Below are 23,786 nucleotides of genomic sequence, written 5' to 3' on the forward strand. Positions count from 1 at the left end.
ATGATACTACAGATAACAAGCGATTCAAGGAGGCAGACAACATGAACAAGACCAAAGCGGTAATTGATCAAACCGAGAAATACGGCGCACATAACTACCATCCGCTGCCGATCGTCATCTCCAAGGCGGAAGGCGTATGGGTGGAAGATCCGGAAGGCAACAGATACCTGGATATGCTGAGTGCGTATTCGGCATTGAACCAGGGCCACCGCCATCCCCGCATCATTCAGGCGCTGAAGGATCAGGCGGACAAGGTGACGCTCACCTCGCGCGCCTTTTACAACGACCAGCTGGGCGTCTTCTATGAAAAACTGGCGCAGCTGACCGGCAAGGAGATGATCCTGCCGATGAACACGGGCGCAGAGGCGGTGGAGACAGCGCTGAAAGCCGTGCGCCGCTGGGCGTACGATGTGAAAAAGGTGCCGGAAAACCAAGCGGAAATCATCGTCTGTGAAGGCAATTTTCACGGCCGTACGATCACAGTCACCTCGTTCTCATCCGATCAATCCTACAAGCGCGGGTTTGGACCGTTCACCCCGGGCTTCAAAATCATCCCGTACGGCGACATCGAAGCGCTGCGGAAGGCGATCACGCCGAACACGGCGGCATTCATGCTGGAGCCGATCCAGGGCGAAGCCGGCATCATCATTCCGCCCGAGGGCTTCCTGAAGCAGGCCTACGAATTGTGCAAAGCCAACAACGTGCTGCTCGTATGCGACGAGATTCAGACCGGCTTTGGCCGCACGGGCAAGCTGTTCGCGTCCGACTGGGAGGAGGTCAAGCCGGATATGTACATCATGGGCAAAGCGCTGGGCGGTGGCGTGTTCCCGATCTCGGCAGTGGCTGCGGACCGGGAAGTGCTCGGTGTCTTTGACCCGGGTTCCCACGGCTCTACGTTTGGCGGCAATCCGCTGGGCTGCGCCGTCGCGGTGGCTGCACTGGACGTCCTGATCGATGAAAAGCTGGTGGATCGTTCCCGCGAGCTCGGGGCGTACTTCATGGAAAAGCTGAAAGAAATTCGCAACCCGCTGATCAAGGAAATCCGCGGCCGCGGCCTGTTTATCGGATTGGAGCTGCATACGGCGGCCCGTCCGTACTGCGAGCAGTTGAAGGAACAGGGCCTCTTGTGCAAAGAGACGCATGAGACGACGATCCGCTTTGCGCCGCCGCTGGTCATCAGCAAGGAAGAACTGGATTGGGCGATCGAACGGATCAAACAAGTGCTGCACACCACCGAGCCGGCCAACGCGTAATACACGGTTGTGTCCATACCGTCAAAAAGGAAAACCACCCGGTCCCGGGTGGTTTTTCCTGTAAGCTGCTTCCCCTGTCCTCAGGGAGGAGCGGAGGTCGACAGTCGGGTCTGATTATACAAAATCGTTCGACAAATTTTGACAAGATGTGGATAAATGTTGGGTAGGAATCCACAGGAAAAAACCGGTATCTTTTTCCAGTTGTCAACACTTTGCCCACAGCTTACCCACACGATTTCCACATGGGTTGTGGATATCGGAACGGTTGTTCGCGCACGTCCCATCTGCTACAATGGGCACATGAAACAGATGGAGGTGACCAATGTGAAATTTTTGAGCGATCAGATGTTGATAGAAGTGTATCAGCGTGCTGTCGACCTTCAATTGGATCCCGCCTTCATCGAGTTGCTTTGCGAAGAGATAGAAAGGAGAAACCTCCAAATTACTCAATTCAGCGCTTGATGGGCAAACCTCCAGGCAGCATCCATCATAGAAAAGCCATCCGCCGCGGCGGATGGCTTTTTTTGATGCGGCTTCACACATATGTTCGCGATTATTGTCTCTTGCTGTGCCGCAATGGAGTCGGGTGCGGTTGTCTTCCGCAGCATGTCTGGCCAGGCCAGACGTACTTTATCATTCTGTGACGAATTCAAATGCGGTGATGGCCTTGAGCGGTTGTTCGCCAGCGGTCAACCACTCCGGCAGGAAAAAGTAGACCGGGCCATCTTCGCGCAGAGGCTTGCCATCTCGGGAAAACTGCAGAATTGCTTGTCTGGCGGTTTCGATCGGCAGCGTCACCGGCTCCTGGCCGTCGCGGTGGATGCGCACGTGCGTCGCTTCCGGCAGCGGCTTGGCGTTGTCAATAAACGGAGCCAGCCGCATGCCGTAGTCGCCCTCAAGCGCTTTCCGTTCTTCCGCCAGACTCCGCCGTTCTGACGGCAGTGTGGCGCCTTCCCGCAGTTCCTTGTCCCACTGGGAACCAGTGCCCTGCAGGTAGGCGGATTGCCGTCCGTCCGTCTGCTCTTCTTCGCCCCGATAGGTGCGCAGGTCGATTTTTCGTTCGTCGAAGATCCACACACTCGGGTCCAGCGTGATGGGGAACGATACGGCCCCCTTGAACACGATCACATCTGACATCCAGCATTCCTCCGTTTATACGAAATCCTATTCCTGATTGTACTGTACATGCCGGGATGCGGCAAACGAATCATCGTAAAGGAAATTTTCCGAAAATATAGAAATTTGTAATTGGTGGAAACTACCATCTGAAGGGGAGATTGTCATGGACAAGGAAAACGTGCGCTCTCTGCTGGACTCTGTTGCGGACGACGTGATCCAGTGGAGGCGGCATCTGCACAAGTATCCGGAACTGTCGTTTCAGGAGGAGAAGACAGCGGCGTTCGTGTACGAGCGGTTGCAGTCGTTTGGGAATCTGGAGCTCTCCCGGCCGACCAGAACCAGTGTGGTCGCCCGTCTCGTCGGTGCCCAACCGGGCCCCGTGATCGGTCTGCGCGCCGACATGGACGCACTGGCGATCCAGGAAGAAAACGACTTTCCATTCGCATCGGCAGTTCCCGGTGTCATGCATGCGTGCGGGCACGACGGGCATACGGCGATGCTCCTGGGCGCAGCAAGCGTGCTGTCCCGCCTGCGGGACCAGATCAGAGGGGAAGTGCGCTTCATTTTCCAGCACGCGGAGGAGATGCACCCCGGCGGTGCCCGTGAAATGGTGGAGGCAGGGGTGGCAGAAGGCATCGATGCCATGCTCGCCATCCATTTGATGGCGTATATTCCAGTCGGTAAGATTGGAATTGCCTACGGACCGGTCACGGCCAATTCCGACCGGTTCGAGATTACCATTCAGGGTAAGGGCGGTCATGCCTCCGCGCCGCATACGGCGATTGATCCGGTGGCGATTGGCGCGCAGGTGATTGCCAATTTGCAGCAGATCGTTTCCCGCAACACCGATCCGCTGGAACAACTGGTCATCTCCGTGACCAATTTTCACGGAGGAACAGGGGCCTACAACGTCATTCCCGACAAGGCGGAACTGCGCGGCTCTGTGCGCAGTTTCAGCCAGGACGTTCGCCAAACGGCGGCGAAGCGGCTGGAGCAGATTGTCAAGGGAGTTGCGGAAGCGCACGGCGCCGCGTATCGCTTTGACTACCGGTACGGATACGCTTCGGTGATAAATGATGAACGGGTCACCCGGACGGTGGAAGAACTGATCGTGGAGGAATGGGGGGAGCAAGCGCTGCAGCGCATTCCGCCGATGATGGGCGGGGAAGATTTCTCCGCGTTCGCCGCATGCGTGCCAAGCTGTTACATCTGTCTGGGCGCTGGCAACGAAGAAAAGGGTATCGTGTATCCGCATCACCATCCGCGCTTCACCATTGACGAGGACGCGCTGCGTGACGGGGTTGCCCTGTTTGTTCGGTGGGCATTGAAATGGACGGGTGCCAAATCCGGCCAACCAATTGCAAACGGGTAGGAGGGGATCAACCATGCCACATGGAGCGGCAGGCATGCAGCCAGAGCTGCAACACCAAAAAGGGATGTTGCGATGGATCGAGACCGTGGGGAACAAACTGCCTCACCCGTTTATGCTCTTTGTGTATCTGTGCCTGATCATGATGGTGATTTCAGCCATTCTCGCCGGACTGGACATCTCCGTGACACACCCCGGCAAAGGAGAAACCGTCCCGGTGAAAAGTTTGCTGAGCGTCGAAGGAATCCACTGGATTCTCACCAGCATGTTGAAAAACTTCACCGACTTCCCGGCGCTCGGCCTCGTGCTGACCATGGCGTTGGGGATTGGTCTGGCGGAAAAAGTGGGTCTGCTCACAAGCGTCCTGCGCAAACTCATGACCCGCGTGCCAAAAACGATCGTCAGCTTCACGGTGGTATTTGTCGGCGTGCTGGGCAATCTCGCCTCCGACGCGGCCATGGTGATCATCCCGCCGCTGGGTGGCCTCGTCTTTTTGGCGATGGGCCGCCATCCGATCGCCGGTATCGCCGCCGGCATGGCCGGGGTCTCGTCAGGATTCACAGCCAACCTGTTCATCGCGGGCACGGATGCCCTGCTTTCCGGCATTTCTACCGAAGTGGCCAGGACGATCGATCCCCATGCCCACGTCTCGCCGCTGGACAACTGGTTTTTCATGTCCGCATCCGTTTTTCTCCTGTCCTTTATCGGCGCCTGGATTACGGACAAGGTGATCGAACCGCGCCTGGGCGAGTATCAGGGAGAGCAGCAGGTTCGCTTTGAGGAGCTGAGCGACAGGGAGAACAAGGCGCTGCGCGCAGCCTGCATCGCCGCCCTGGTCTTTGCGGCAGTGACAGCTCTGTTGGTCGTGCCGGAAGGAGCGCTCCTGCGCGATCCCCAGACAGGAGGGTTTTTGACGTCGCCGTTCCTGAAGGGGATCATCCCGGTGATTCTGCTCTTTTTCGTGACCGTGTCCGCCGTGTACGGAAAGAAGATGGGGCTGATCACGAGTACAAGGGACATTCCGCGCTACATGACGGAAGCGGTGAAAGACATGTCCGGCTTTATCGTGATGGCCTTCACGGCCGCCCAGTTTATCGCCTTTTTCAACTGGAGCAACATCGGCATCCTGCTGGCCGTGAGCGGTGCTGATTTTCTAAAGAGCATCGGGATGACCGGGCTGCCGGTCGTGCTCGGGTTCACGCTGTTTACCGCATTCGCGAGCCTGTTCATCACCAGCGGCTCGGCGTTGTGGGCGATGCTGGCTCCGGTGTTCATGCCAATGCTGATGCTGCTCGATTACCATCCGGCGTTCATCCAGGTCGCCTACCGCGTCGCCGACTCGGCGACCAACACCATATCACCTGTAAATCCCTACCTGCCGCTGATCCTGGCCTACTACCAAGCGTACAAGAAGGACGCGGGCATGGGCACGATCTTCGCGACGATGATGCCGTATGCGCTGTCCTTCCTATTGATCTGGATGGTACAGATGGTCGTCTGGTTTGTCCTTGATCTGCCGGTCGGTCCCGGCGTCTACCCGCGCTGAGGACAAACGGAAAATGCCGCATGCTGACGAGGCTGCGGCGCTTTTTTTGGGCACACGAGACATTCAGGCTTGGACATTTGCCAAAGAACGGGGTATGGTGAAAAGAAAAAACATGCAAAAGCGAGGGGAGTACAGTGCAGCATCACTTTGATATCCGGATTGAGCGACAAGGGACGAACAGTTTGAAGTGGGATTACTACCAGCGGGTGCTGGGAGCAGATGACGTCTTGCCGATGTGGGTGGCCGATATGGACTTTGCGTGTCCGCCGGCAGTGACGGAAGCGCTGGTTCGCCGCGCGCAGCATCCGGTCTACGGGTATCCCGGGCGGCCCGATGCGCTGTACGAGGCAGTGGCCGATTGGTATGCCAGGCGGTATGGCGTCACCGTCGACACCGGTTGGTTGGGAACGTTGCCGGGGGTCGTGCCGGGACTGCACATCGCTGTCGAAGCGTTTACCGAACCGGGCGACAGCGTCCTGATCCAAACGCCGGTCTATCATCCGTTTTATCACGCGGTGGAAAGCCTGGGACGCAGACTCGTGCCAAATCCGCTGCGGGAAGAGAATGGCCGGTACACCATCGACTGGGACGGCCTGCGACAGATCTTGGACGAAAGCCGGCCGAAATTGTTTTTGCTGTGCAGTCCGCACAATCCGGTGGGACGGGTGTGGACCCGGGAGGAACTGGTGCGGCTCGGGGAGATGTGCTCGGAACGGGACATCGTGGTCGTGGCGGATGAAATCCATGCCGACCTCGTCTACGAAAAAGGGCGGCACGTCCCTTATTTCTCCCTCCCGGATCATCTTGCCAGCCATAGCCTGACCCTGGTCTCTGCCAGCAAGACGTTTAATCTCGCCGGGTTGTCAACCGCGTTCGTGATCGCTCCTGCTCCTCAGCTGCTGCGGGCATTCAGACAGGCGGCCAGGCGGATGGGGCACACAGTGCTCAACCTGTTCGGCATCGAAGCGGCCATTGCCGCCTATCGGCACGGCGAGCCGTGGCTGGATGAATTACTCGCCTATTTGAAGGGGAATGCGGAGTACATCCGCGACTTTCTGGCTGAGCGAATTCCCGAGGTATCCATGGCTGTCCCGGAGGCTACCTATCTCGGCTGGATGGACTTCCGCCGGCTGGGGTTGAGCCAACACGAACTGAACGCGCTCGTGCGCAAGAAAGCGAAGCTGGGTCTGCATGACGGGACCGTGTTTGGAAAGGAAGGGGCGGGGTTTCAGCGCATTAACTTTGCCTGCCCGCGCGTCGTCCTGGAGGAAGCGATGTCACGCCTGGAACGGGCGCTCCATGAGTAAGGGGGACTCATTACAATGAGGGAACGGGCAATCATTGGCGCTGTCGGTTGTAACTGGCAGCGAGCCGGTTACAGTTGTCTCCCCATCTCCCCTTTTCAAATGGCCCAGAATGGCGTACTATGTAAGGTAAGGATGGTGGCAAACGGAGGGATAGGTTTTGACAGAGATTAAGGTTCCCGATCTGGAACAAAAAGCGCTAGCATTGCTGCGAGCAGACGCAGAAAAAATCTATAAACTGATCGACGTACAGATGGAAAACCTGACCATGCCGCAGTGCCCGTTGTATGAAGAAGTGTTGGACACGCAGATGTTCGGGCTGTCGCGAGAAGTAGAATTTGCCGTCCGTCTGGGATTGATCGAAGAGGAAATCGGCCGCGAGATCATGGGTTCGTTGGAGCGGAAGCTGGCCGATCTGCATGAACACCGGCAGAAGTAAAAGCGAGGGGGTGGAGACGTTCCTCGCTTTTTCATTTTCATGAAAAACTCCTTGCAATTTTTCAATGACTGCCTTACATTTATACATATCATTTTTCATTGTGTCAAAAGCGATGACAGAGACCAGTACACGGTCCAGCGGCTTGACAGGGAGGAATCGTCGGAGACTGAAAGCGGTTCTGAAGCACGCCCCGTGGAATTCCCTCTGGAGCTGTCCTCTGAACGATTGTCCCAGTAGGAGGAGCACCGGGTCATTCCCGTTATCAATGGCAAAAGTGAAGCCGCAGCTGTCCTTCACCTGAAGGCTCCTTTGGCTTAATCAGGGTGGTACCGCGAGTAATTCAACTCGTCCCTTTCGTGGGGACGAGTTTTTTATTTATGTATACAGGACAGACGATTGGATGAAGGAGGAGTTCGTGAATGACGAACCAAACGGAACAGTGGACGAACCGATTGGGGTTCATCCTTGCGGCCGCCGGGTCAGCGATCGGGCTCGGGGCCATCTGGAAATTTCCCTATGTGGCGGGCACCAGCGGAGGCGGGGCGTTTTTTCTCCTGTTCCTGCTGTTTACCGTGCTGATCGGCATGCCGCTGCTGTTGGGGGAATTCGTCATCGGACGAAGCACCCAACAGGAGGCGATTTCCGCCTACCGCACCATTGCTCCGGGTACAGGTTGGCATTGGATCGGGCGGCTCGGGGTGGCTACCTGCTTTCTGCTGCTGTCATTTTACAGCGTGGTCGGCGGCTGGATTCTCACCTATTTCTTTCGCGGTCTTACCGGACAGTTGATCGGACAGTCCTATGATCAGTTGTTCCTGGACGTAATCGCTAACCCGATCGGCTCCGTCGCGGCGCAATGCGCCTTCATGCTGGTGACGATCATGGTTGTGGCTCGCGGGATACAAAGCGGGATCGAGTCAGCCAACAGGTATATGATGCCGGGGCTGTTTATCCTGTTCCTGGTGCTGATGGTCCGTTCGCTGACGCTGGACGGAGCGGGAAACGGGGTGGCGTTCTTCCTGATGCCGGACTTTTCCAAACTGTCCGCAGAGTCGATCCTGTACGCCATGGGGCAGTCGTTCTTCTCGTTGAGCGTCGGGGTGTCGGTGATGGTCACCTACAGCTCGTACCTTGGCAAAGAGGAAAACCTGGTCAAATCGGCCGGATCGATTGTCGGTCTCAATCTGTTGGTCGCCTTTTTTGCGGGGCTGGCCATCTTCCCGGCGGTGTTTTCACTCGGCGTGAAACCGGAGGCGGGGCCGGGCCTGTTGTTTATCGTCCTGCCGTCGGTGTTTGAGCATATTCCGTTCGGCTCCCTGTTTTTGCTGGTGTTTCTTGCCTTGTTCCTGTTTGCCACGCTGACGAGCGCCTTTTCCATGCTGGAGGTGATCGTGGCTTCGCTCGCCAAGGGGGACGAGGTCAAACGAAAGCGGCTTTCCTGGATTGTCGGCATGCTGATTTTCATCGTCGGGATTCCGTCCGCGCTCTCTTTCGGGGCCTTGTCGGACGTCACCTTCTTTGGCAAATCCGTGTTTGACGCCGCCGACTTCCTTGTCAGCAACGTGCTGATGCCGCTGGGGGCGCTGTTGATCGCGGTGTTCGTGCCGCTGAAGATGAAGCGGGAAATCCTGATGCAGGAGCTTACCGCCCATACACCGCTGGGCCGGAAGCTGTTTGCCGCCTGGCTGCTGCTGCTCAGGTATGCGGCACCGCTTGCCATCATTGTGGTGTTTATGCACTCGCTTGGCTTTCTATAAAAAAAGACTGCCGCATCGGGCAGTCCTTGCCTGCAGACAAGGGTTCGTCGAAGAACACGTCTGCAGGCTTTTTTATTTTATTTACAGAAATGATTAACGTCTAGGAGGCGTTCCTGCCGCCCTTTGGAAATACGGTATACGAAAGTGCGATGATGCTGTCGATTATGAAGATCAAGGTCCAAACCCTGCTAAGGTTGTTGACGGTTTGATTGGCAAACGGCAGTGTTCCTTCCATGGATGAGAAATACTCGTCAAAAAACTGGTTCATGCTTGCCATTTCATAGATTCGTGAGGACAGCCCGTACAGCAAGAAGAAAACCAGGTGTGCTGCCGCATAGACGGCCAGATGAACGTAAAAATGCTTCCGTTCTTTTTTGGCGTGTTCCTTGCCGACCAGTTTTTTCGGCGGAGCGATAGCGGGAGCAGGTTCCCCTTTCCACTTGGCGACATAGATTTGGATGTGGTAATCAAGTTTTTTGAAGTCGCTTTTCCCATACGTGATCGCATAGAGAAAAACAACTACGATCACGACTTGGTAGCTGGAAAACTGCCCTGTTTGCAAATAATCGAAAAAGCCCAGGGAAGCGATCCACAGGTCATTGATAATAAAGAGAAGAAAAAACACAAAACTGAGTGTTTTTTTGCCAAACCAATACCTGAGGACCAAGAAAGTGATGATGGAAATCCAAAAGATGACTTCTGCGAGAATCAAGAACATCCATTTATGGGTTAAAATAAACTCCATAGATGTGTCTCCTTTGTATATTCTGGATAATTACGATCGGATCGCTGTTGTTTCGACCCATTCGCGAAATTTTCATATATTTACAGATATACCGAGTATATACACGGAATGTGGCATTAACAAGCGTTACCTGCGATAAACGGATAGGGAACACGTATTGGAATGGTGGTTGATCGAAACATTTGGAAACATCGCCGGGTACTTCTTCGTCTACACAGTGGGATGGAACACAACGGAATGAGATTGGTGAAGATAGACAAAATACTTTGTCAATGTTGTGAGAAAAGGATGATAGGCATGATTGAAAGTGTAAGCCACATTACATTTGTGGTAAAGGATTTGGAGAAAACAACTGCGTTGTACAAGGAATTGTTTCAGGCGCAAGAGGTCTATTACAGCGGTGACAAGACCCACTCGATATCCCGTGAACGATTTTTCATCATCGGCGGGCAGTGGATCGCGGTCATGGAAAATAGTGAAATCGTCAACCGAACCTATCACCATGTGGCATTCAAAATCAAGGAAGAAGACATTGACTACTATCTCGATAAAATCAAAGCCCTGCGCCTGGAGATGAAACCTCCTCGCCCCAGGATCAAGGGGGAAGGATACTCCATCTACTTCTACGATTACGATAACAACCTGTTTGAACTGCATACGGGCACATTGGAGGAACGGTTATCCGCGTACAGGGCGGTTGATCAGCAGTAATAAGAAAGCTCGGCATGATACCGAGCTTTTTCATTATCCATCCCTCTCGTCTGTCTGCAATCTGAGGCTGCCGAATCGGGCAGTCTGTCTCTCAGACGAAGAAGAAGGCAGTGCCGATGATGATGTAGACGGTCAGGAGCAGAACGCCTTCGTACCAGTTGGTGGCACCGTCCTTGGTGATCGATATGGTGATAAAGGTAGCGACGCCGATCGCGGCCAGCTCAAACGGCGTAAACACGATGTCCATCGGCTGCCCCAGAAGCAGGCTGATGAGCACCAGCGTCGGCGCCACGAATAGGGCGATTTGCAGGCTGGAGCCGATGGCGATCTCCACAGCAGCTCCGATCCGCCCCTTCATGGCCAGAAGCAGGGCAGCGCTGTGCTCGGCGGCGTTTCCGATAATGGCGATGACAAACGCCCCGACAAACAGCTCCGACCACCCCAGCGACTGGGAGACATGCTCGACACTGTGGACCAGCCATTCGGAAACGATGGCGACGAAGACCGTGGACAGGGCAAGCATCAGGATGGAGACGCCTTTGGACCACTCGGCTTCGCTCTCGTGCGGCTCGATGTCGGACAGAAATTCCCGGTGGGTCACCATGGAGAAGATCAGCCACAGCAGGTAGGCAATGATCAGGACGACGGAAATCACAATGCTGAGCGTACCGATCTCTGCCGGCGGGAGCTGCTGCATGAACACGGCGGGAATAAACAGCGCGACGATCGCCAGCGTCATCAGCGAGCCGTTGTGGCCGGCCAGCTTGCTGTTGAACGTCTGTTCCTTGAATTTCAATCCGCCCAGCAGCACGCTCAGTCCCAACACCAGCAGCATGTTCCCGATGACGGCGCCGGTGATGGAGGCCTTGACCATGTCAAACAGTCCTTCCTTGACCAGGAAAAAGGCGATAATCAGCTCGGCTGCGTTGCCGAACGTGGCGTTGAGAAAACCGCCGATGCGGTCACCGGCGTAATGGGCGACGCTCTCCGTCGATTTTCCCAGCCAGGCGGCAAGAAAAATAATGGCCAACGATGCTGTTGCAAAGCGGAAAAGCTCGTTGTCCGTAAAGTAATGGGCGTACGCTGCCAACAGGAAGCTGCCCCCCACGAGGAAAAAGAACAATTGCCGATTCATACGTTCACCTCGATAAAGGTTTAACATTTTATACCATTTGATGCGATGTTCTTTAGTTTAGCCAAAACCGATGCGCTTGTCACGAGAAATTTGAACCTGGCAGACGGGTATAGCCTGGCCTGATTGGCGGAAACTAACGGGTGAACCATCGTCAGAGGAGGTATCCGCATGGCTAAACCGTATCTGTGCCCCACATGCAAGTCGAACCGGATGAGGTTCACAGTCATTGAACAAAACCCCCGCTATGTGCGGTTGGACCCGCAGACTGGCGATGTTGTGGCGGAACTGTCGTCAGACCAACTGGATGCGTTTCACCAGCCGTACAGGGGGGAGCGCATCCTGGTGCAATGCGGCGTGTGCGGCACGACGGAACAGGAAGAACGCTTTATCAAAATGGCGGAACATATGCGGGGACAGCGGCCGTAATGGTCGGCGGCAAAACGTACAGGCACGGATGATGACCGTGCCTGTTTGCTTTCCGTTACCGGCAGAAAATATGTTTGCCGATTTTCTTGATCTGCGGCCGACTCCAGATCCAGGCGGACGTGGCCGTGTCCGGATTGAAGTAATAGATGGCGCCGCCGGTAGGGTCCCAGCCTTTCAGCGCATCCTGAACAGCCTTTTTAGCCGTTTCGTTCGGCGTCAGCCAGATCTGGCCGTCTGCCACAGCTGTGAAGGCGCGCGGTTCAAAGATGACGCCGGCCGGCGTGTTGGGAAATGACGGGTGACGCGTGCGGTTCAAGATGACAGCTGCCACTGCCACCTGTCCGATGTACGGTTCGCCGCGGGCCTCGCCGTAGACGGCGTTTGCCATCAGCCGGATGTCGTTCTCCGAGATGCCGTGGGCGTGGTAGGTGGGCGCTTTCGACTTGGTCGGTGTCTTGGCCGTCTGCGGCACGCCAAGCTCTTCCGCGGTAGGACGCCAGTTTTTCGTTGCGTTGTACAATTTCAGCTTTGTTTTGGGCCCCAGCACCCCGTCTACTTTCAGCCCGAATTCGTACTGGAAGTTGCGCAGGGCCCAGTACGTCCGCCAACCAAATACCCCGTCCACTTTGCCGGTGTAAAACCCCAAGTATTTCAGCCGTCCTTGCATTTCGCGAACGTCCTTGCCCTGTGCGCCCACTTTGACGATCTGATCGCTGAACGCGTCGGAGCGCTTCGGAGAGACGATCGCCGCCGAGGTGATGAGCAGCGCGATCGCCAGCAGGGCCACCAGCCATTTGACAGGCTGTTTCATGATTCATCCTCCTTTTGATTCGCCTGATCCTGCCTGTTAGGTTCTCCAATTTGGGACAGATTTGGATAGTAAAATGATGGGAACAACGGCATACTAGGTCATGCGACGTTTAGACGCGAAAGGGGAGATACAGGATGCAAGTGGCTCAATACATCACCGAACAACTGGCTCAATGGGGAGTCACCCGGATTTACGGCGTCGCCGGGGACGCGATTCTGCCCTGGCTGGACGCGCTCGGCAAGCAGCAGCAGATACGTTATGTGGCCTGCCGCCACGAAGCGGCCGCGGCCATGATGGCGTCCGCGGAAGCAAAACTGACGGGGAAGCCGGCTGTCTGCACGGCCACCAGCGGTCCGGGCACCATTCAGCTCTTGAACGGTTTGGCCGATGCCCAGACGGATCGGGCTCCGGTCGTGGCCATTACCGGACAGGTGGAGACGTACAAGTTGGGGGGAGAGTACAAGCAGTACGTGCCCCAGGAAGACGTGATGCGTCCCATCTGCCGGTACACGACGACGGTCACCCATCCCCAGGCGATCGGCGAGGTGCTCCAGCGAGCCTTTGTCACGGCCGAGTCGCAGCAGGGCGTCGCCCATCTGGCGGTGTGCAAGGATGTCTTTTCCCGTACGACCGGCTGTCCGCTGATCCCCGAGTTGCCGAGGCAGGCGTCTGGCTTGCGCGCGAACAGAGGGGAGGTGGAGCAGGCGGCGGAATGGATTGGACGGGCGAAACGACCGCTCATGCTTCTCGGGATCGGGGCGCGCGGCGTCGCGGATGCGTGCCAACGGCTGGCGGAGCAGGCGGGAGCGGGAGTGCTGGTTTCGCTGGGGGCAAAAGGCGTCATAGAGGAATCCCATCCGCTGATGCTGGGCGGTCTGGGCGAGGGAGGAAGCCGCGCCGGTCTGGACGCGCTGGCCGCAGCAGATCTGCTGGTGATTCTCGGTGCGAGTTGGTTCCCGCAGGAATACATCCCGGCCGGCTTGCCGGTGGTGCAGGTAGACCGGTCGATCGAGTCGATCCACTTCCATCCCGACCTGTTTTCAGTGACGGCAGATCTGGAAGAGGTCCTGCCGCTCTGGCTGCGCCGGCTGGAGAACAAGCGTCCCGACCTCGACTGGATGGCGCGAGTGGAGCGGTGGCACGCTGCATTTTGGCAGGAGACAGAACAAGCCGTCGACGCTGGGCCCGACCAGCCGGTCACACCGGAGGCGCTGATGCACGCGCTGTCCCGGGCCGTTGACGACGATGCCGTCATCACGCTGGATACCGGTGAGCACACCATCTGGTTCAATCGTGCTTTTCGCGCCGTTTCTCAGCGCCCGCTTTTTTCCGGGAAGTGGCGGACGATGGGGTACGGCCTTCCCGCGGCAATTGCAGCCAAACTGAACCAGCCGCAGCGGCAGGTGATTTGCGTGACGGGAGACGGCGGCCTGCAGATGTACATGTCCGAACTGATGACAGCCGTGGAGCAAGAGACAGCGTTTCTGCTGATTGTCGTCAACAACGGAACGCTGGGGCTGGAGGAATGGAAGATGAGACAAAGCGGCCTCGTCCCGTTTGGCACCCGTTTACAAAACCCCGACTTCGTCCAGTGGGCCAGGGCCTGCGGTGTGTCGGCGCGATCCATCCGGAGCAGGGGCGAACTGGCGTCCGCGTTGGCCGAGGTGTGTGCGTCCGACCGTCTGACACTTCTCGACGTGCAGTGCACGCTTCCGACACTGACTGAGCGAAAACGAGAAATCCCCTTTCAAGCCCAAGCTTCTTCTGTTTATAATGAAAGAAAAATCTGATAACCGAGCGCGGCCGCAGCCCTGTGACGGAGAGAGGAAGGAGGGGGCGCCATGGAGGAAAGGCGCGGCGAAATCCGCGTGGCGGATCAAGTGGTGGCGGTAATTGCTGGGACGGCGGCAGGGGAGGTATCCGGCATCTCCGTGCACTCCGGCGGGCTGTACCAGGACCTGGCGAAACGCATCAGCGGCGGCACAAAAGGCATTACCGTGTCGCTTGTGGACGGGAGAGCCAGCATCGAGATACGGGTGTCGGTCAAATACGGACTGCCGATTCATCACGTCTGCCGCCAGCTCCAGGAAAAAGTGAAGGAGATCGTCGAATCGCTGACCGGTTTGTGCGTGGAGGCTGTCCATGTCCGTGTCGACGCGATCGATCTCACGTAAAAAACGACCTGTCGATACAGGTCGTTTTTTTATGGGTTGGCCGTTTCCCCGAAGCATCAGGCGGAGTACGGCTGCTTTTGCAGTTGTTCGGCCATTTTTTGCCGGCTGACTTCCCGCGAGACGCTGAGCAGGATGCCCGTCGACACCATGCTGACCAGAAGGGATGAGCCGCCGTAGCTGATAAACGGCAGGGTGACACCGGTCAGCGGAATCAGCCCGGTGACGCCGCCGATATTGATGAACGCCTGCAGCCCGATCATGCTGACGATGCCAATCCCGACCAGGCTGGCAAAGGTGTCTTTGACGCGCAGGCAGATGTGAAAGCCGCGCAGAAGAAACAGCAGGTAGACCAGCAGAAAGAGTGTGGCACCGATAAAGCCCAGCTCTTCGGTAATAATCGCGAAGATAAAGTCGGTATGGGCTTCCGGAAGGTACAAGTATTTCTGGATGCTCTTCCCGAATCCGGTGCCGGAAAACCCGCCGTGAGCAATGGCGATCCACGACTGGATGACTTGCAGGCCGGTGCCGCGAGGATCTTGCCAAGGGTCCAAAAAGGCGGTGATCCGACCCAAGGCGTGTTCCTTCGCCAGGATGTAGCTGACCAGCGCCAGCGAGGTCACCGGAAAGCCGATCAGAAACAGTTGGCCGATCCGCGCTCCGCCGCTGATCAGGATGATGATAGCCGTCCCCAGCACGATCGCGGCCGACCCCAGGTCCGGCTGGGCCATGATCAGGAGGAAAAACACCCCGGTCACGACGAGCGGGGGCATCAGACCTGTTTTCAACTTGCGTATACCCTCTCCTTTTTTGGTCACGATCGCCGCCATATAGAGGATCAGCCCCAGCTTGGCAAATTCCACCGGCTGAATCGTGGCGGAACCAATTCTGAACCAGGAACGGGCTCCGTTGGTGTTGCTGCCAATTCCAGGGATCAAGACCAGCAGCAGGGCGAGCAAGCTGATCAGCGCAATCAAAAGAAAATTGCGCTTGTAAAAGGAAAAGGGGATGTTCATGGCGATGAGCATGCCGATGGTACCTATTACCAGCCACATTGCCTGCCGTTTGACAAAGTACAGTTCGTCTCCATTGCAAACCGTACAGCCTTTTCCCATGAAGCTGGTCAGGGCAAAGATGGAGCTGGCGCTCAAGACCATGGTGATGCCGAATCCAACCAGCAGGGCGGTCAACAGCAACAGCAGGAAATCGGGGACGCCCCGTGTCTTCATTACGAACCCCCCCTTGACGTGAAACAGAGAGGGGATGCCTCTCTGTAGACGTGTGCGCTCTTTTCAATTGGGCGAATGCCGCATTAATACGCGGACAGCTTCTCGTTCAGGACCTGCAGTTTCCGTTTGGCTGACTGCACGACGGAATCCGGAATCGGAGAATCGTAATCCAGACCGTGCGGGAACAGGTGTTTGCCCATGTACGGTTCTTCCAGCTTCAGCACGGCATGGGGATCTTCCAGTTTGCCTTCGGTTACGTTGGCTTCAATACGCAGGTAATACGTGTTGCCTTTATCGAGGATTTTGTGATCGTATGTAGCATGGCGGTAATCCCAGGCGCCGCGGGTAAATCCGAGATCTTTCATGTAGTGATCCAGATCGGTGAGCATGACTTCCTTGCCGCCGATTCCCGTATCTTTGATTACCATTGACGTTCCTCCTACATTTGGTAAGTTGTACACTTTCTTATGATAGTCTGTTTTTGGATACAGCGCAATGGATATATCGAGCCTAAAGAATGATGACCCTGTTCCCATTATATGGTATAATCGTGTAACACAATAGGTGGGCTCCTCAAGGGTGGTCGGTTCATCCCCGTTATCGGAAAGGGGGTGATAGCATGACAGTATTCGAAGCACTAAGTCTTATGCTGGCGTTCGGGACTTTAGTCTTAATGCTGTCGTCTAGTAAAAAGAAGTAGACCTCCCTTGAGCTAAAACAGCCAGGGGGTCTACAATCAGGAATGCAGAGCCGCCCCCCTTTTGGGGAACGTCTATTGTACTTACGACCGTAGGGTGTTGCCCCACCCGGCGGTCTTTTTTTGCGTCCGTCCACGGCAAATAAGCCTGGGGGCGAACACAAGAGTGATGCCGTTTTTGACAGCATCATGTTCTCATCTTATCACAAGGTACCCGGTCATCTCCAGATGGAAATCACGCCGCTTGTCCCATTTTGCATGAAACTCATGAGGGTCGGACACACTACAAACGTTACCAGCGACAAGGAGGAGAAGAAGATGGCAAAAGTGGAAAACCGCACGCTGCGCGAGATCATGACGAAAGACGTGGCTACTGTTACGCTTAAAGATAACGTCTACGAAGTGGCATGCAAAATGCGCGATTGGAACGTCGGCGTCATCCCCGTTGTGGATGAGAAGCAGGACGTAATCGGCATCATCACCGACCGCGACATCGTCATTCGCGGCTTGGCCGAAAAACGGGAAGGTTCGGCTGCCGTGGAAGAGGTGATGACCCGCGACATCATCCTGGGTCAGCCCGACATGACGGTGGACGAAGCGGCCAAAATCATGGCCCAGCATCAGATTCGCCGTCTGCCGGTGGTGGAGAACGGCAAGCTGGTGGGGATTGTTGCGCTGGGAGACATGGCGGTCCGCCAGGCACACCACGACGAAGCAAGCGAAGCGCTGTACGAAATCTCCGAACCGGCGCCCCGCCACTAAGCTGCTGGCGCGGAGCGTTCTGCTCAATCGCAAGGCGCATGATACACCGCCATCTTACGGCGGCAAAAGGACGTTTGTCCCGGGTCCCGGGAACGGAAAGGCTGTCGGCGCGCGACCGGCAGCCTTTCTTTTTTATGGACAGGCAAATTGTATGGACAGGAAAACACGCGGGTGCAGCTGCCTCTCCATCGTAAAAAACAGGGCTGTACATTCACGCAACGGCAAGGTTTACAATGGGGTAAGAAGCGTATGGAGGGGAGAACAGCGGCTCATGCAGATCAAGGAGTTGGCCCGCCGACTGCAAATCACGCCGCGGGCAATTCGTTTTTACGAAGAAAAGGGATTGATTACGCCGAAAAAGGCGGATGGTTCCGGCTACCGGCAGTTTACGGAAGCGGATGTGTGGCGCCTGCAAACCGTCATCACCCTGCGCGAGGTGGGCATGTCCATCGAAGACATCCGGCACGTGCTGAGGCAGCTGGACGAAGGAGAGGGCGGTCTGCTGCACTACCTGGAGCTGCAGCTTTCCTTCGTGTACGACCGCTGGGTGGAATTGAGCAAGGTGATCCACACCACGGAGGCGATGATTGAGCGGGTAAAGAGGGATGGAGAAAGCGATCCCGCCTCCCTGTTTGAACTGGCGGAAGCAAGCAAACGGCTTCGTCAGGCGCGAAACAACTGGGTGGACCGGTGGAATTTCAACCAATTGGCGGCCAACTACGACCAAATGGTCACGGAAGCGCGCGACGGATTTCATCCGCATGAACGGTATGAACAAGTGCTGGATGCCCTGGTTGAGAAGGTCGCTCCTCAGCCGGGTGAAACCGGTCTTGACGCCGGGACAGGCACGGGCAATCTGGCACGGCGGTTGCGGGAACGAGGGGTGACCGTCTGCGCGTTCGACCAGTCACCCGAGATGTTGAAGCGATGCCGGCAAAAAAATCCTGGGGTGGAGGCCAAGCTCGGCACGTTTTTCGCGTTTCCGTTTTTGGACAGCCGGTTTGACTTTGTCGCCACCAGTTACGCGCTGCACCATCTGACCGACGAGCAGAAGGTGCTGGCGCTGGCGGAGTGCCGGCGCGTACTGAAACCGGCGGGGCGGTTGGCGATTGCCGACTTCATGTTCGTGGACGCCGGCCATCGCGCGAATCACCTGGAGGCATTGCGGCAGTCCGGCCGGACGGATGCGATTGAACGGATCGAATACGGGTATTATGCCGACCGCTCGCGGCTGCTGGCCGCGCTAAAAGAACTGGGATTTCAGCCGGAAGCGGAGCAGTTGACGACCTATGTACACCTCGTCTTCGCCACATTGGCGTAAGCGGCCCCCTGTCCTGCCCACTTTTGGGCTCATACAGCCAATGACACCCGTCTAGTCAGCTGCATAGGCTGTAAGCGAGAAGGAAAGGGGGACTCCACCATGGGTTTTCTGGATGGTTTTTTCGACCGGGAGAACGATGATTTTTTGTGGATTATCATCGTCGTGGTGATCTTGCTGTTTTTGTTCAGTGACCGAGATTAAACTTCCTCGACAAAACGACCTGCTGGCTGGGTCGTTTTTGTGTATTTCCTTTTCCCGTCCGCCTTCACCCCGGGTTGACCTCTCCAGGACGATCGGCTACGCTGGTAAACAGCACAGCGAGAAAAGGAGAGAACACCGATGAAACACATCATCCATTGGCTGATCGGCCTGTGCCTTGTGTTGACCGCTTGTGCGGCCAACGATCAGCCGAGTCCCAACGGCGAGATGACCGCGGTCGTCAAGCGCGTGGTGGACGGAGACACATTTGAGATTTCGAGCGGGGAAAAAGTGCGGATGATCGGCGTTGACACGCCGGAGACGGTCAAGCCCAACCACCCCGTGGAACCATACGGAAAGGAAGCGAGCGAATTCAGCAAGAAACTGCTGACGGGGCAAACAGTTACACTCAAGTTTGACGTCGAACCCCACGACCGTTACGGCCGGCTGCTGGCCTATGTGTACATGGCGGACGGCACGTTTGTCAACGAGAAGCTGGTCCGGGACGGATACGCGCGAATCATGACCGTCCCGCCCAATGTGGCTTACGCCGATCTGTTTCTGGAAGCGGAGCGGGACGCGCGGGAACACAACCGAGGGCTGTGGGGACTGTCCGATTCCCAGACTACATCGACAGCAAAAGAAGCCGATAACAGCAAAGACAGTAAGACCAAAAAAGCGAAGCAGACGGATAGCGCAGCGGAGACCCCGCCGCCGGGCAAGCCGATCAAGGGCAACATCAATGCCAAAGGAGAGAAAATCTATCATGTGCCCGGATCGGCCAACTACGAACGGACGAAAGCGGAGGTCTGGTTCGCCACGGAAGAAGAGGCCAAGGCAGCAGGATTTCGTCCGCCCAAGCGGTAGCCGCCGGTCAGCAGGCGCACGCGAATGAAGCGGTCTCGGTTCGGGAACACTGGTGGGTGACAGGATGTGGAAAGGAGTGTCCCGATGAAGGCCCCGCAACTGATCACCCGCCTGCTGATACTGATTGGAGTGGCCGCGTGCATCGAGCTGTTTGTCTATGCGAACCGCGATGCAAACACCCAAGCGCCGGTCGAAGCCGTTCACGATCAGCACCCGCTCCCTACGCTGAACGTGTCCCATACGCTGAAACAGGATGACCTGCATTTGAAGCTGAACGTGACCGGTTTTACCTTTTCCCTGGAAAACATGGGGAAGGACAACCGATACGGTGAGGGGCACGTCCATCTCTACCTGGACGGCAAAAAGGTGGCCAAAATCTTTGAACCGCAGTACGTGTTAAAAGACATTCCGCCGGGCCGACACGAAGTCGTGGTCGAACTGGCGCACAACAATCACGAATCATACGGCGTGCAGCAGAAGCTGCAGATCGACGTCAAGCCGTAGCCCGGCCGGCGTCAAACAGGAGCGGCCGCTTTAGGACAGCGAACGCGCATCCGGGGCGGGCGCATGCAAAAAGCCGACCCTCATCCCGTATCGACGGGACAAGCATGGGCCGGCTTTCCTGTGTCAAGAGATAGTTACCTGCACCTGGGCCTGCGCGTCAGGAAGCGCAACCACCAGGGTTGGATAGGAAATAACCTGTGTCTTCATCGCGCCGGCGGCCGGTTTTTGTTCACGGACGTGGATGACAAATCCGTGTGCGCCGGTGCGCTCCACCCGCTCGGTCACCAGACGGTAGCCGCCGGTCGGACGCTGCCCGACACCGATGACGACATAGGTCTTACCGTCGGCGCGGACGATCGTGTGACCGCCGCTTTTTTGCACCTGCTTCAGGGCATCGCGGACCGCAGGCGGGTAAGAAGCAGAGACGGATTCAGTTGCGTTCGTCCCTTCCGCAGGGACGGCGATTGGAGTAGGATGATCTATAGAAAACGGCTGTACCCCCGGAATCGCCAGGGCGGCAGCCAAAATCAAACTGTACATTGCATGCAACATGTCGATATCCCTCCTTGCGATTGTAGGTTGACGAACATGTGGCAAATAACGGTGAAAGCGGGGTGACAAGCGTGCGTGTGCAGCAATGCGTCGAATACCTTTCCCACTCGACACGGCAAGCGATGATAGCCGAGCAGGAAAAGCGGCTGGGCATCCGCGATGAACGGGATGTGCACATTCGCCTGGCTGATCCCGCCTTTGCCATGGAAGTGTGGAAGCAGGCCAGCGAACCCGAACGGCAAGCAATTCGGCTGTTCGTCACCACTTCTGCCAGAGGATTTTTCCGGAAGAGAGAGTGGGATCGGCTCAGCGCCCAAAACCACAGGCATCTGGCCGTCGGATTGAACAGACTGCGCCGGCTCGGGCTGGTGCTAACTGTTCGCAAGAGGTGGAGCGAAATCGGTTACCTGATGCCCCGTGAAGTGCGGGAGCATCTGACCTTCTGCCTGCTGCCGGAGGCAAAAACCCCATCGTTGGCGCCAAAAACGCTCCCTTATTATATAACAGCAGGACGGGGGTTACATCTGGATCTTTTTGCCGTCCTGCTGTTCATTCGCGACAATGACGTGCCGCTGACGCAAAAAGGCGGCGTTCACCGCCGGGTCCGGCAAAAGATGGCAGCACTGCTGTCACTGAACAGAAGCCATGTAGCCGGATGGAAACTGCCGCCGCTAGCCGATGAGGAACCGGATGGGCTGCCATTGGCTGTCGTTCTGGATGTGGCGCTGCGCCTGGGGCTTGTCCGTCCGCAGGAGAAACGTCTGGTCCTGGCAGAGCAACGCGTGCTCCAATGGCTGGACATGACACCGGAGCAGAGTTGGGAACAATTGTACGAGCTGGCAGCCGAGCAGTACCTGCCCCATGAAAGCTGGTGGGACGCACTTGCCTTGTGGATGAAGCGTTCTCCGCTGGAACAGTGGCACTCGCTCGACTACATGCTGCAACGTTTGGCGGAGGCTGGATTTGTTCTGCCGGACGAGGCAAAGCAACGGGCCGTGGACGAGTGGCTTCACCTGCTCTTGGGGTTTGGCTGGATTCAGCTCGGCACCGCAGAGGACGGAGCGCTTTACTGGCGATGGAACAGCCTGCCCCGTTTGCCCCGGGAAGAAGGGTGGTTTGTCGATCCAGCCGGAATCATTACCATACCGCCGCTCGTTCCGCTGCAGGCGGTATGGGCGTTGAGCCGTTTCTGTCCGCTGGCGTTTGATGGGGAGCTGCTGCGCGGCGAACTGCAGGCCAAACCGTTACAGGCGTTTCTGGCCGCAGGCGGAACGGAGCAGCAGGCCGTGGAGACGCTGCGCCAGTCCTGCACCCACCCGCTGCCGGAAGCGGTCAGTCAGCTGATCCACATGTGGGGGAAAAACGCGCGGCAAATCCAACTGGAACCGCTGTTTCGGGTGCGGACCGCCCACCCCGGTCTGCTGGAGGAGTTGCGGCAGATCGAAGCGTTTCAGCCGTATCTGGAGATGGTCATTTCCCCGACCGATTTCCTCGTGACGCCTGCCCAGAAGGAGAGCCTGTTGGCCCTGTTTCGGGCGTATGGCTACGAGCCGCAGGATGGGGCGCTGATGCGTGTGGAAAGGGAAGAGACGGATATTAGTGACGATGGGCCGACTGCCGGTCTGTTTGCCGTGGACCGGCCCTGGGACGGATACGCAGTGGAAAACACCTTTCCCAACCAGTGGGAAGGCATGCCTCAAGCGGCAACTCTGCCCAAGATGTGGACGCAGCATTTCCAGTCCTACCATCCGCAAACCTTGCGCGATCTGCTGCAGCGGGCCCGCGAACTGGAACTGGAGGTTCAGCTGCGTCTCATGAGCGGTCAGACGTGGGAGGGCATCCCGCGGCAGCTGGCTGTGGAAATGGGGTACTGGCATCTTGTCCTGGAGGATCGCAGCGGAAAAAGACGGTGTCGGCTGGACGAGATCGATCGCGTGCGCATTCTCCTGCCGGATTATCTGTACTAGCCGGATTGTTTCGTGGTACAATGCAAGATAAGGGCTTTCAAGAAAGGGGGTCTCGCTGCATGGAAGCATTGGAGACGGTGGATATGGCCGAGCTTATCCTGCATTCGCACGAGCTGTCCACGATGATCAACCATTCGCGCGAGGTCTCGGAGTACATTCATGCCAAGCAGCGGATGGAAGCGGACGAGGAGGCGCAGCGCCTGCTCGCGCTGTTCGAACGCAAAAAGGCCCAATACGAAGATGTTCAGCGGTTTGGGAAATATCATCCCGACTACGATCAGATATCGAAAGAGGTCCGCGAGCTGAAGCGGAAAATCGAAATGCTGGATTCTGTCCAGGCGTTCAAGCGGGCGGAGGACAACCTGGACCGTCTGCTGTACCAGGTGGGACGAACCATCGCTGACGCGGTCTCGGAGACGATCAAGGTCCCCAGCAACAATCCGTTTCTGGAGGCGAAAAGCAGCGGCTGCGGCAGCGGGGGAAGCTGCGGGTGCAGCATAAAAAAACGCTCATGACCGCGGCTGCCTGAGAAGGAAGCAGTCTTCGCACAAGTTTCCGCAGCAGAACTGCTTCTCCTGCGGCACGAGGAAGCGCACGCGAAAGACGTGCTGCGAGCTGTCGGAGCGCACGTAGACGCACTCCAGTTTCAGCTTGGTGTCCGCCGTGATCCGTTCCCCCGTCGCCAACAGCTGACAGGCCAGTTGAGTGGCGGGGAGCGGACTGGCTATATAAAAAAAGCGCTGGCCAGCAAACTGGCGCCAGTACGCTGAAGCGGCGACGTCCTGCTGCAGGATCGCGTCCGTAAACCGTTGGTAGTACGTGTCCAGGCGCATGTGTCATCCCTCGCTTTTGGAAGTATTTTGCGGGCCGGGTAATGCGTCTGTTATGAAACATGTTATCACG

At 56.9% G+C, this 23,786-nt stretch carries 27 protein-coding genes and 1 other annotated feature; of the genes, 19 read left to right on the top strand and 8 right to left on the bottom strand.

The annotated features are described in order from the left end of the window. Positions 1–41 precede the first annotated feature (41 nt). Both KDN35_RS05750 and sda read left to right on the top strand, forming a co-directional pair. Positions 42–1,253 (top strand): ornithine--oxo-acid transaminase, encoded by a 1,212-nt coding sequence (locus tag KDN35_RS05750; protein ID WP_171565677.1) that lies wholly within the window; start codon positions 42–44, stop codon positions 1,251–1,253. Positions 1,254–1,577: 324 nt separating this feature from the next. After that, positions 1,578–1,715, top strand: coding sequence for a sporulation histidine kinase inhibitor Sda (gene sda / locus KDN35_RS05755; RefSeq protein WP_171565676.1), 138 nt, complete (start codon positions 1,578–1,580; stop codon positions 1,713–1,715). A gap of 171 nt (positions 1,716–1,886) precedes the next feature. On the opposite strand, the gene KDN35_RS05760 is transcribed toward sda, so the two are convergent. Beyond that, the gene (locus KDN35_RS05760; RefSeq protein WP_212132345.1) at positions 1,887–2,390 is read right to left on the bottom strand and encodes a molybdopterin-binding protein; all 504 of its coding nucleotides are present in this window, start codon (positions 2,388–2,390) and stop codon (positions 1,887–1,889) included. Between the two features lie 145 nt (positions 2,391–2,535). Between KDN35_RS05760 and KDN35_RS05765 the strand changes: the two genes are divergently transcribed. The 5 genes from KDN35_RS05765 (at position 2,536) to KDN35_RS05785 (ending at position 8,787) form a co-directional block, all read left to right on the top strand. Then, on the top strand, positions 2,536–3,744 hold the full coding sequence (locus KDN35_RS05765; protein ID WP_171565674.1) for an amidohydrolase: 1,209 nt from the start codon (positions 2,536–2,538) through the stop codon (positions 3,742–3,744). A 13-nt stretch (positions 3,745–3,757) separates the two neighbouring features. Beyond that, positions 3,758–5,287 carry an AbgT family transporter gene (locus KDN35_RS05770; RefSeq protein WP_212132346.1) on the top strand — a complete coding sequence of 510 codons (1,530 nt, stop codon included), beginning with the start codon at positions 3,758–3,760 and terminating at the stop codon, positions 5,285–5,287. 134 nt (positions 5,288–5,421) lie between these two features. After that, positions 5,422–6,594, top strand: coding sequence for a MalY/PatB family protein (locus tag KDN35_RS05775; RefSeq protein WP_212132347.1), 1,173 nt, complete (start codon positions 5,422–5,424; stop codon positions 6,592–6,594). A gap of 157 nt (positions 6,595–6,751) precedes the next feature. Then, complete coding sequence (locus tag KDN35_RS05780) at positions 6,752–7,030, top strand: Fpa/YlaN family protein (protein ID WP_029099385.1); 279 nt, start codon at positions 6,752–6,754, stop codon at positions 7,028–7,030. 103 nt (positions 7,031–7,133) lie between these two features. Further along, positions 7,134–7,386, top strand: a binding site (T-box leader). A gap of 63 nt (positions 7,387–7,449) precedes the next feature. Continuing rightward, positions 7,450–8,787: a sodium-dependent transporter gene (locus tag KDN35_RS05785; RefSeq protein WP_171565671.1), complete on the top strand. Its 1,338-nt coding sequence runs from the start codon at positions 7,450–7,452 to the stop codon at positions 8,785–8,787. A 100-nt stretch (positions 8,788–8,887) separates the two neighbouring features. Here the strand turns inward: KDN35_RS05785 and KDN35_RS05790 are convergent, their stop codons facing one another. Then, complete coding sequence (locus KDN35_RS05790; protein WP_249178947.1) at positions 8,888–9,316, bottom strand: hypothetical protein; 429 nt, start codon at positions 9,314–9,316, stop codon at positions 8,888–8,890. Between the two features lie 3 nt (positions 9,317–9,319). Between KDN35_RS05790 and KDN35_RS19850 the strand changes: the two genes are divergently transcribed. Beyond that, positions 9,320–9,520 carry a hypothetical protein gene (locus KDN35_RS19850; RefSeq protein WP_249178948.1) on the top strand — a complete coding sequence of 67 codons (201 nt, stop codon included), beginning with the start codon at positions 9,320–9,322 and terminating at the stop codon, positions 9,518–9,520. Between the two features lie 309 nt (positions 9,521–9,829). Beyond that, positions 9,830–10,243, top strand: a complete 414-nt coding sequence (fosX, locus tag KDN35_RS05795; protein WP_212132348.1) for a FosX/FosE/FosI family fosfomycin resistance hydrolase — start codon at positions 9,830–9,832, stop codon at positions 10,241–10,243. Between the two features lie 91 nt (positions 10,244–10,334). Here fosX and cax read toward each other — a convergent pair whose 3' ends face one another. Next, positions 10,335–11,378: a calcium/proton exchanger gene (cax, locus tag KDN35_RS05800; protein WP_171565668.1), complete on the bottom strand. Its 1,044-nt coding sequence runs from the start codon at positions 11,376–11,378 to the stop codon at positions 10,335–10,337. 168 nt (positions 11,379–11,546) lie between these two features. Here cax and KDN35_RS05805 point away from each other — a divergent pair, with 168 nt between their 5' ends. Next, positions 11,547–11,804 carry a hypothetical protein gene (locus tag KDN35_RS05805; protein WP_171565667.1) on the top strand — a complete coding sequence of 86 codons (258 nt, stop codon included), beginning with the start codon at positions 11,547–11,549 and terminating at the stop codon, positions 11,802–11,804. 55 nt (positions 11,805–11,859) lie between these two features. Here KDN35_RS05805 and sleB read toward each other — a convergent pair whose 3' ends face one another. Beyond that, a complete protein-coding gene (gene sleB, locus KDN35_RS05810; protein WP_171565666.1) occupies positions 11,860–12,615 on the bottom strand; it encodes a spore cortex-lytic enzyme in 756 nt (251 codons plus the stop codon). A gap of 134 nt (positions 12,616–12,749) precedes the next feature. On the opposite strand from sleB, the gene KDN35_RS05815 reads away from it, so the two are divergent. Next, positions 12,750–14,405: a thiamine pyrophosphate-binding protein gene (locus tag KDN35_RS05815; protein ID WP_212132349.1), complete on the top strand. Its 1,656-nt coding sequence runs from the start codon at positions 12,750–12,752 to the stop codon at positions 14,403–14,405. Between the two features lie 51 nt (positions 14,406–14,456). Beyond that, positions 14,457–14,789, top strand: a complete 333-nt coding sequence (locus KDN35_RS05820; protein ID WP_171565664.1) for an Asp23/Gls24 family envelope stress response protein — start codon at positions 14,457–14,459, stop codon at positions 14,787–14,789. A 56-nt stretch (positions 14,790–14,845) separates the two neighbouring features. On the opposite strand, the gene ftsW is transcribed toward KDN35_RS05820, so the two are convergent. Then, complete coding sequence (gene ftsW, locus KDN35_RS05825; RefSeq protein ID WP_171565663.1) at positions 14,846–16,015, bottom strand: putative lipid II flippase FtsW; 1,170 nt, start codon at positions 16,013–16,015, stop codon at positions 14,846–14,848. A gap of 83 nt (positions 16,016–16,098) precedes the next feature. Further along, entirely contained in the window at positions 16,099–16,443 is a 345-nt protein-coding gene (locus KDN35_RS05830; protein ID WP_171565662.1) for a YugN family protein, read from the bottom strand. Between the two features lie 191 nt (positions 16,444–16,634). Between KDN35_RS05830 and KDN35_RS20225 the strand changes: the two genes are divergently transcribed. From KDN35_RS20225 to KDN35_RS05855, 5 genes are all read left to right on the top strand, one after another. After that, positions 16,635–16,715 (top strand): putative holin-like toxin, encoded by an 81-nt coding sequence (locus KDN35_RS20225; protein ID WP_171565708.1) that lies wholly within the window; start codon positions 16,635–16,637, stop codon positions 16,713–16,715. Positions 16,716–17,030: 315 nt separating this feature from the next. After that, on the top strand, positions 17,031–17,474 hold the full coding sequence (locus tag KDN35_RS05840) for a CBS domain-containing protein (protein WP_171565661.1): 444 nt from the start codon (positions 17,031–17,033) through the stop codon (positions 17,472–17,474). Positions 17,475–17,745: 271 nt separating this feature from the next. Continuing rightward, the gene (locus KDN35_RS05845; RefSeq protein ID WP_212132350.1) at positions 17,746–18,795 is read left to right on the top strand and encodes a MerR family transcriptional regulator; all 1,050 of its coding nucleotides are present in this window, start codon (positions 17,746–17,748) and stop codon (positions 18,793–18,795) included. Between the two features lie 339 nt (positions 18,796–19,134). Further along, on the top strand, positions 19,135–19,860 hold the full coding sequence (locus KDN35_RS05850) for a thermonuclease family protein (RefSeq protein WP_212132351.1): 726 nt from the start codon (positions 19,135–19,137) through the stop codon (positions 19,858–19,860). 84 nt (positions 19,861–19,944) lie between these two features. After that, positions 19,945–20,364 (top strand): hypothetical protein, encoded by a 420-nt coding sequence (locus KDN35_RS05855; RefSeq protein ID WP_212132352.1) that lies wholly within the window; start codon positions 19,945–19,947, stop codon positions 20,362–20,364. A 123-nt stretch (positions 20,365–20,487) separates the two neighbouring features. Here KDN35_RS05855 and KDN35_RS05860 read toward each other — a convergent pair whose 3' ends face one another. After that, the gene (locus KDN35_RS05860; protein ID WP_212132353.1) at positions 20,488–20,916 is read right to left on the bottom strand and encodes a protease complex subunit PrcB family protein; all 429 of its coding nucleotides are present in this window, start codon (positions 20,914–20,916) and stop codon (positions 20,488–20,490) included. A gap of 71 nt (positions 20,917–20,987) precedes the next feature. On the opposite strand from KDN35_RS05860, the gene KDN35_RS05865 reads away from it, so the two are divergent. After that, positions 20,988–22,883, top strand: coding sequence for a hypothetical protein (locus KDN35_RS05865; RefSeq protein WP_171565707.1), 1,896 nt, complete (start codon positions 20,988–20,990; stop codon positions 22,881–22,883). Between the two features lie 59 nt (positions 22,884–22,942). Next, entirely contained in the window at positions 22,943–23,398 is a 456-nt protein-coding gene (locus KDN35_RS05870; RefSeq protein WP_171565656.1) for a YlbF/YmcA family competence regulator, read from the top strand. Here the strand turns inward: KDN35_RS05870 and KDN35_RS05875 are convergent. Next, the gene (locus KDN35_RS05875) at positions 23,393–23,716 is read right to left on the bottom strand and encodes a hypothetical protein (RefSeq protein WP_171565655.1); all 324 of its coding nucleotides are present in this window, start codon (positions 23,714–23,716) and stop codon (positions 23,393–23,395) included. The two genes, KDN35_RS05870 and KDN35_RS05875, sit on opposite strands and share 6 nt — an antisense overlap. Positions 23,717–23,786 lie beyond the last annotated feature (70 nt).

It is taken from the genome of Brevibacillus sp. NL20B1, from assembly GCF_018195675.1.
Classification (GTDB): Bacteria; Bacillota; Bacilli; order Brevibacillales; family Brevibacillaceae; genus Brevibacillus; species Brevibacillus aydinogluensis.

What these genes read in the sequence shown, in the direction of transcription:
- KDN35_RS05830 (WP_171565662.1), bottom strand. Translation starts at nt 16,443, where the DNA reads ATGGTAATCAAAGATACGGGAATCGGCGGCAAGGAAGTCATGCTCACC.
- KDN35_RS05870 (WP_171565656.1), top strand. Translation starts at nt 22,943, where the DNA reads ATGGAAGCATTGGAGACGGTGGATATGGCCGAGCTTATCCTGCATTCG.
- cax (WP_171565668.1), bottom strand. Translation starts at nt 11,378, where the DNA reads ATGAATCGGCAATTGTTCTTTTTCCTCGTGGGGGGCAGCTTCCTGTTG.
- KDN35_RS05805 (WP_171565667.1), top strand. Translation starts at nt 11,547, where the DNA reads ATGGCTAAACCGTATCTGTGCCCCACATGCAAGTCGAACCGGATGAGG.
- KDN35_RS20225 (WP_171565708.1), top strand. Translation starts at nt 16,635, where the DNA reads ATGACAGTATTCGAAGCACTAAGTCTTATGCTGGCGTTCGGGACTTTA.
- KDN35_RS05760 (WP_212132345.1), bottom strand. Translation starts at nt 2,390, where the DNA reads ATGTCAGATGTGATCGTGTTCAAGGGGGCCGTATCGTTCCCCATCACG.
- KDN35_RS05785 (WP_171565671.1), top strand. Translation starts at nt 7,450, where the DNA reads ATGACGAACCAAACGGAACAGTGGACGAACCGATTGGGGTTCATCCTT.
- KDN35_RS05820 (WP_171565664.1), top strand. Translation starts at nt 14,457, where the DNA reads ATGGAGGAAAGGCGCGGCGAAATCCGCGTGGCGGATCAAGTGGTGGCG.
- KDN35_RS05855 (WP_212132352.1), top strand. Translation starts at nt 19,945, where the DNA reads ATGAAGGCCCCGCAACTGATCACCCGCCTGCTGATACTGATTGGAGTG.
- KDN35_RS05845 (WP_212132350.1), top strand. Translation starts at nt 17,746, where the DNA reads ATGCAGATCAAGGAGTTGGCCCGCCGACTGCAAATCACGCCGCGGGCA.
- KDN35_RS05770 (WP_212132346.1), top strand. Translation starts at nt 3,758, where the DNA reads ATGCCACATGGAGCGGCAGGCATGCAGCCAGAGCTGCAACACCAAAAA.
- KDN35_RS05850 (WP_212132351.1), top strand. Translation starts at nt 19,135, where the DNA reads ATGAAACACATCATCCATTGGCTGATCGGCCTGTGCCTTGTGTTGACC.
- ftsW (WP_171565663.1), bottom strand. Translation starts at nt 16,015, where the DNA reads ATGAAGACACGGGGCGTCCCCGATTTCCTGCTGTTGCTGTTGACCGCC.
- KDN35_RS05815 (WP_212132349.1), top strand. Translation starts at nt 12,750, where the DNA reads ATGCAAGTGGCTCAATACATCACCGAACAACTGGCTCAATGGGGAGTC.
- KDN35_RS05765 (WP_171565674.1), top strand. Translation starts at nt 2,536, where the DNA reads ATGGACAAGGAAAACGTGCGCTCTCTGCTGGACTCTGTTGCGGACGAC.
- KDN35_RS05860 (WP_212132353.1), bottom strand. Translation starts at nt 20,916, where the DNA reads ATGTTGCATGCAATGTACAGTTTGATTTTGGCTGCCGCCCTGGCGATT.
- KDN35_RS05840 (WP_171565661.1), top strand. Translation starts at nt 17,031, where the DNA reads ATGGCAAAAGTGGAAAACCGCACGCTGCGCGAGATCATGACGAAAGAC.
- KDN35_RS05875 (WP_171565655.1), bottom strand. Translation starts at nt 23,716, where the DNA reads ATGCGCCTGGACACGTACTACCAACGGTTTACGGACGCGATCCTGCAG.
- fosX (WP_212132348.1), top strand. Translation starts at nt 9,830, where the DNA reads ATGATTGAAAGTGTAAGCCACATTACATTTGTGGTAAAGGATTTGGAG.
- sleB (WP_171565666.1), bottom strand. Translation starts at nt 12,615, where the DNA reads ATGAAACAGCCTGTCAAATGGCTGGTGGCCCTGCTGGCGATCGCGCTG.
- KDN35_RS05750 (WP_171565677.1), top strand. Translation starts at nt 42, where the DNA reads ATGAACAAGACCAAAGCGGTAATTGATCAAACCGAGAAATACGGCGCA.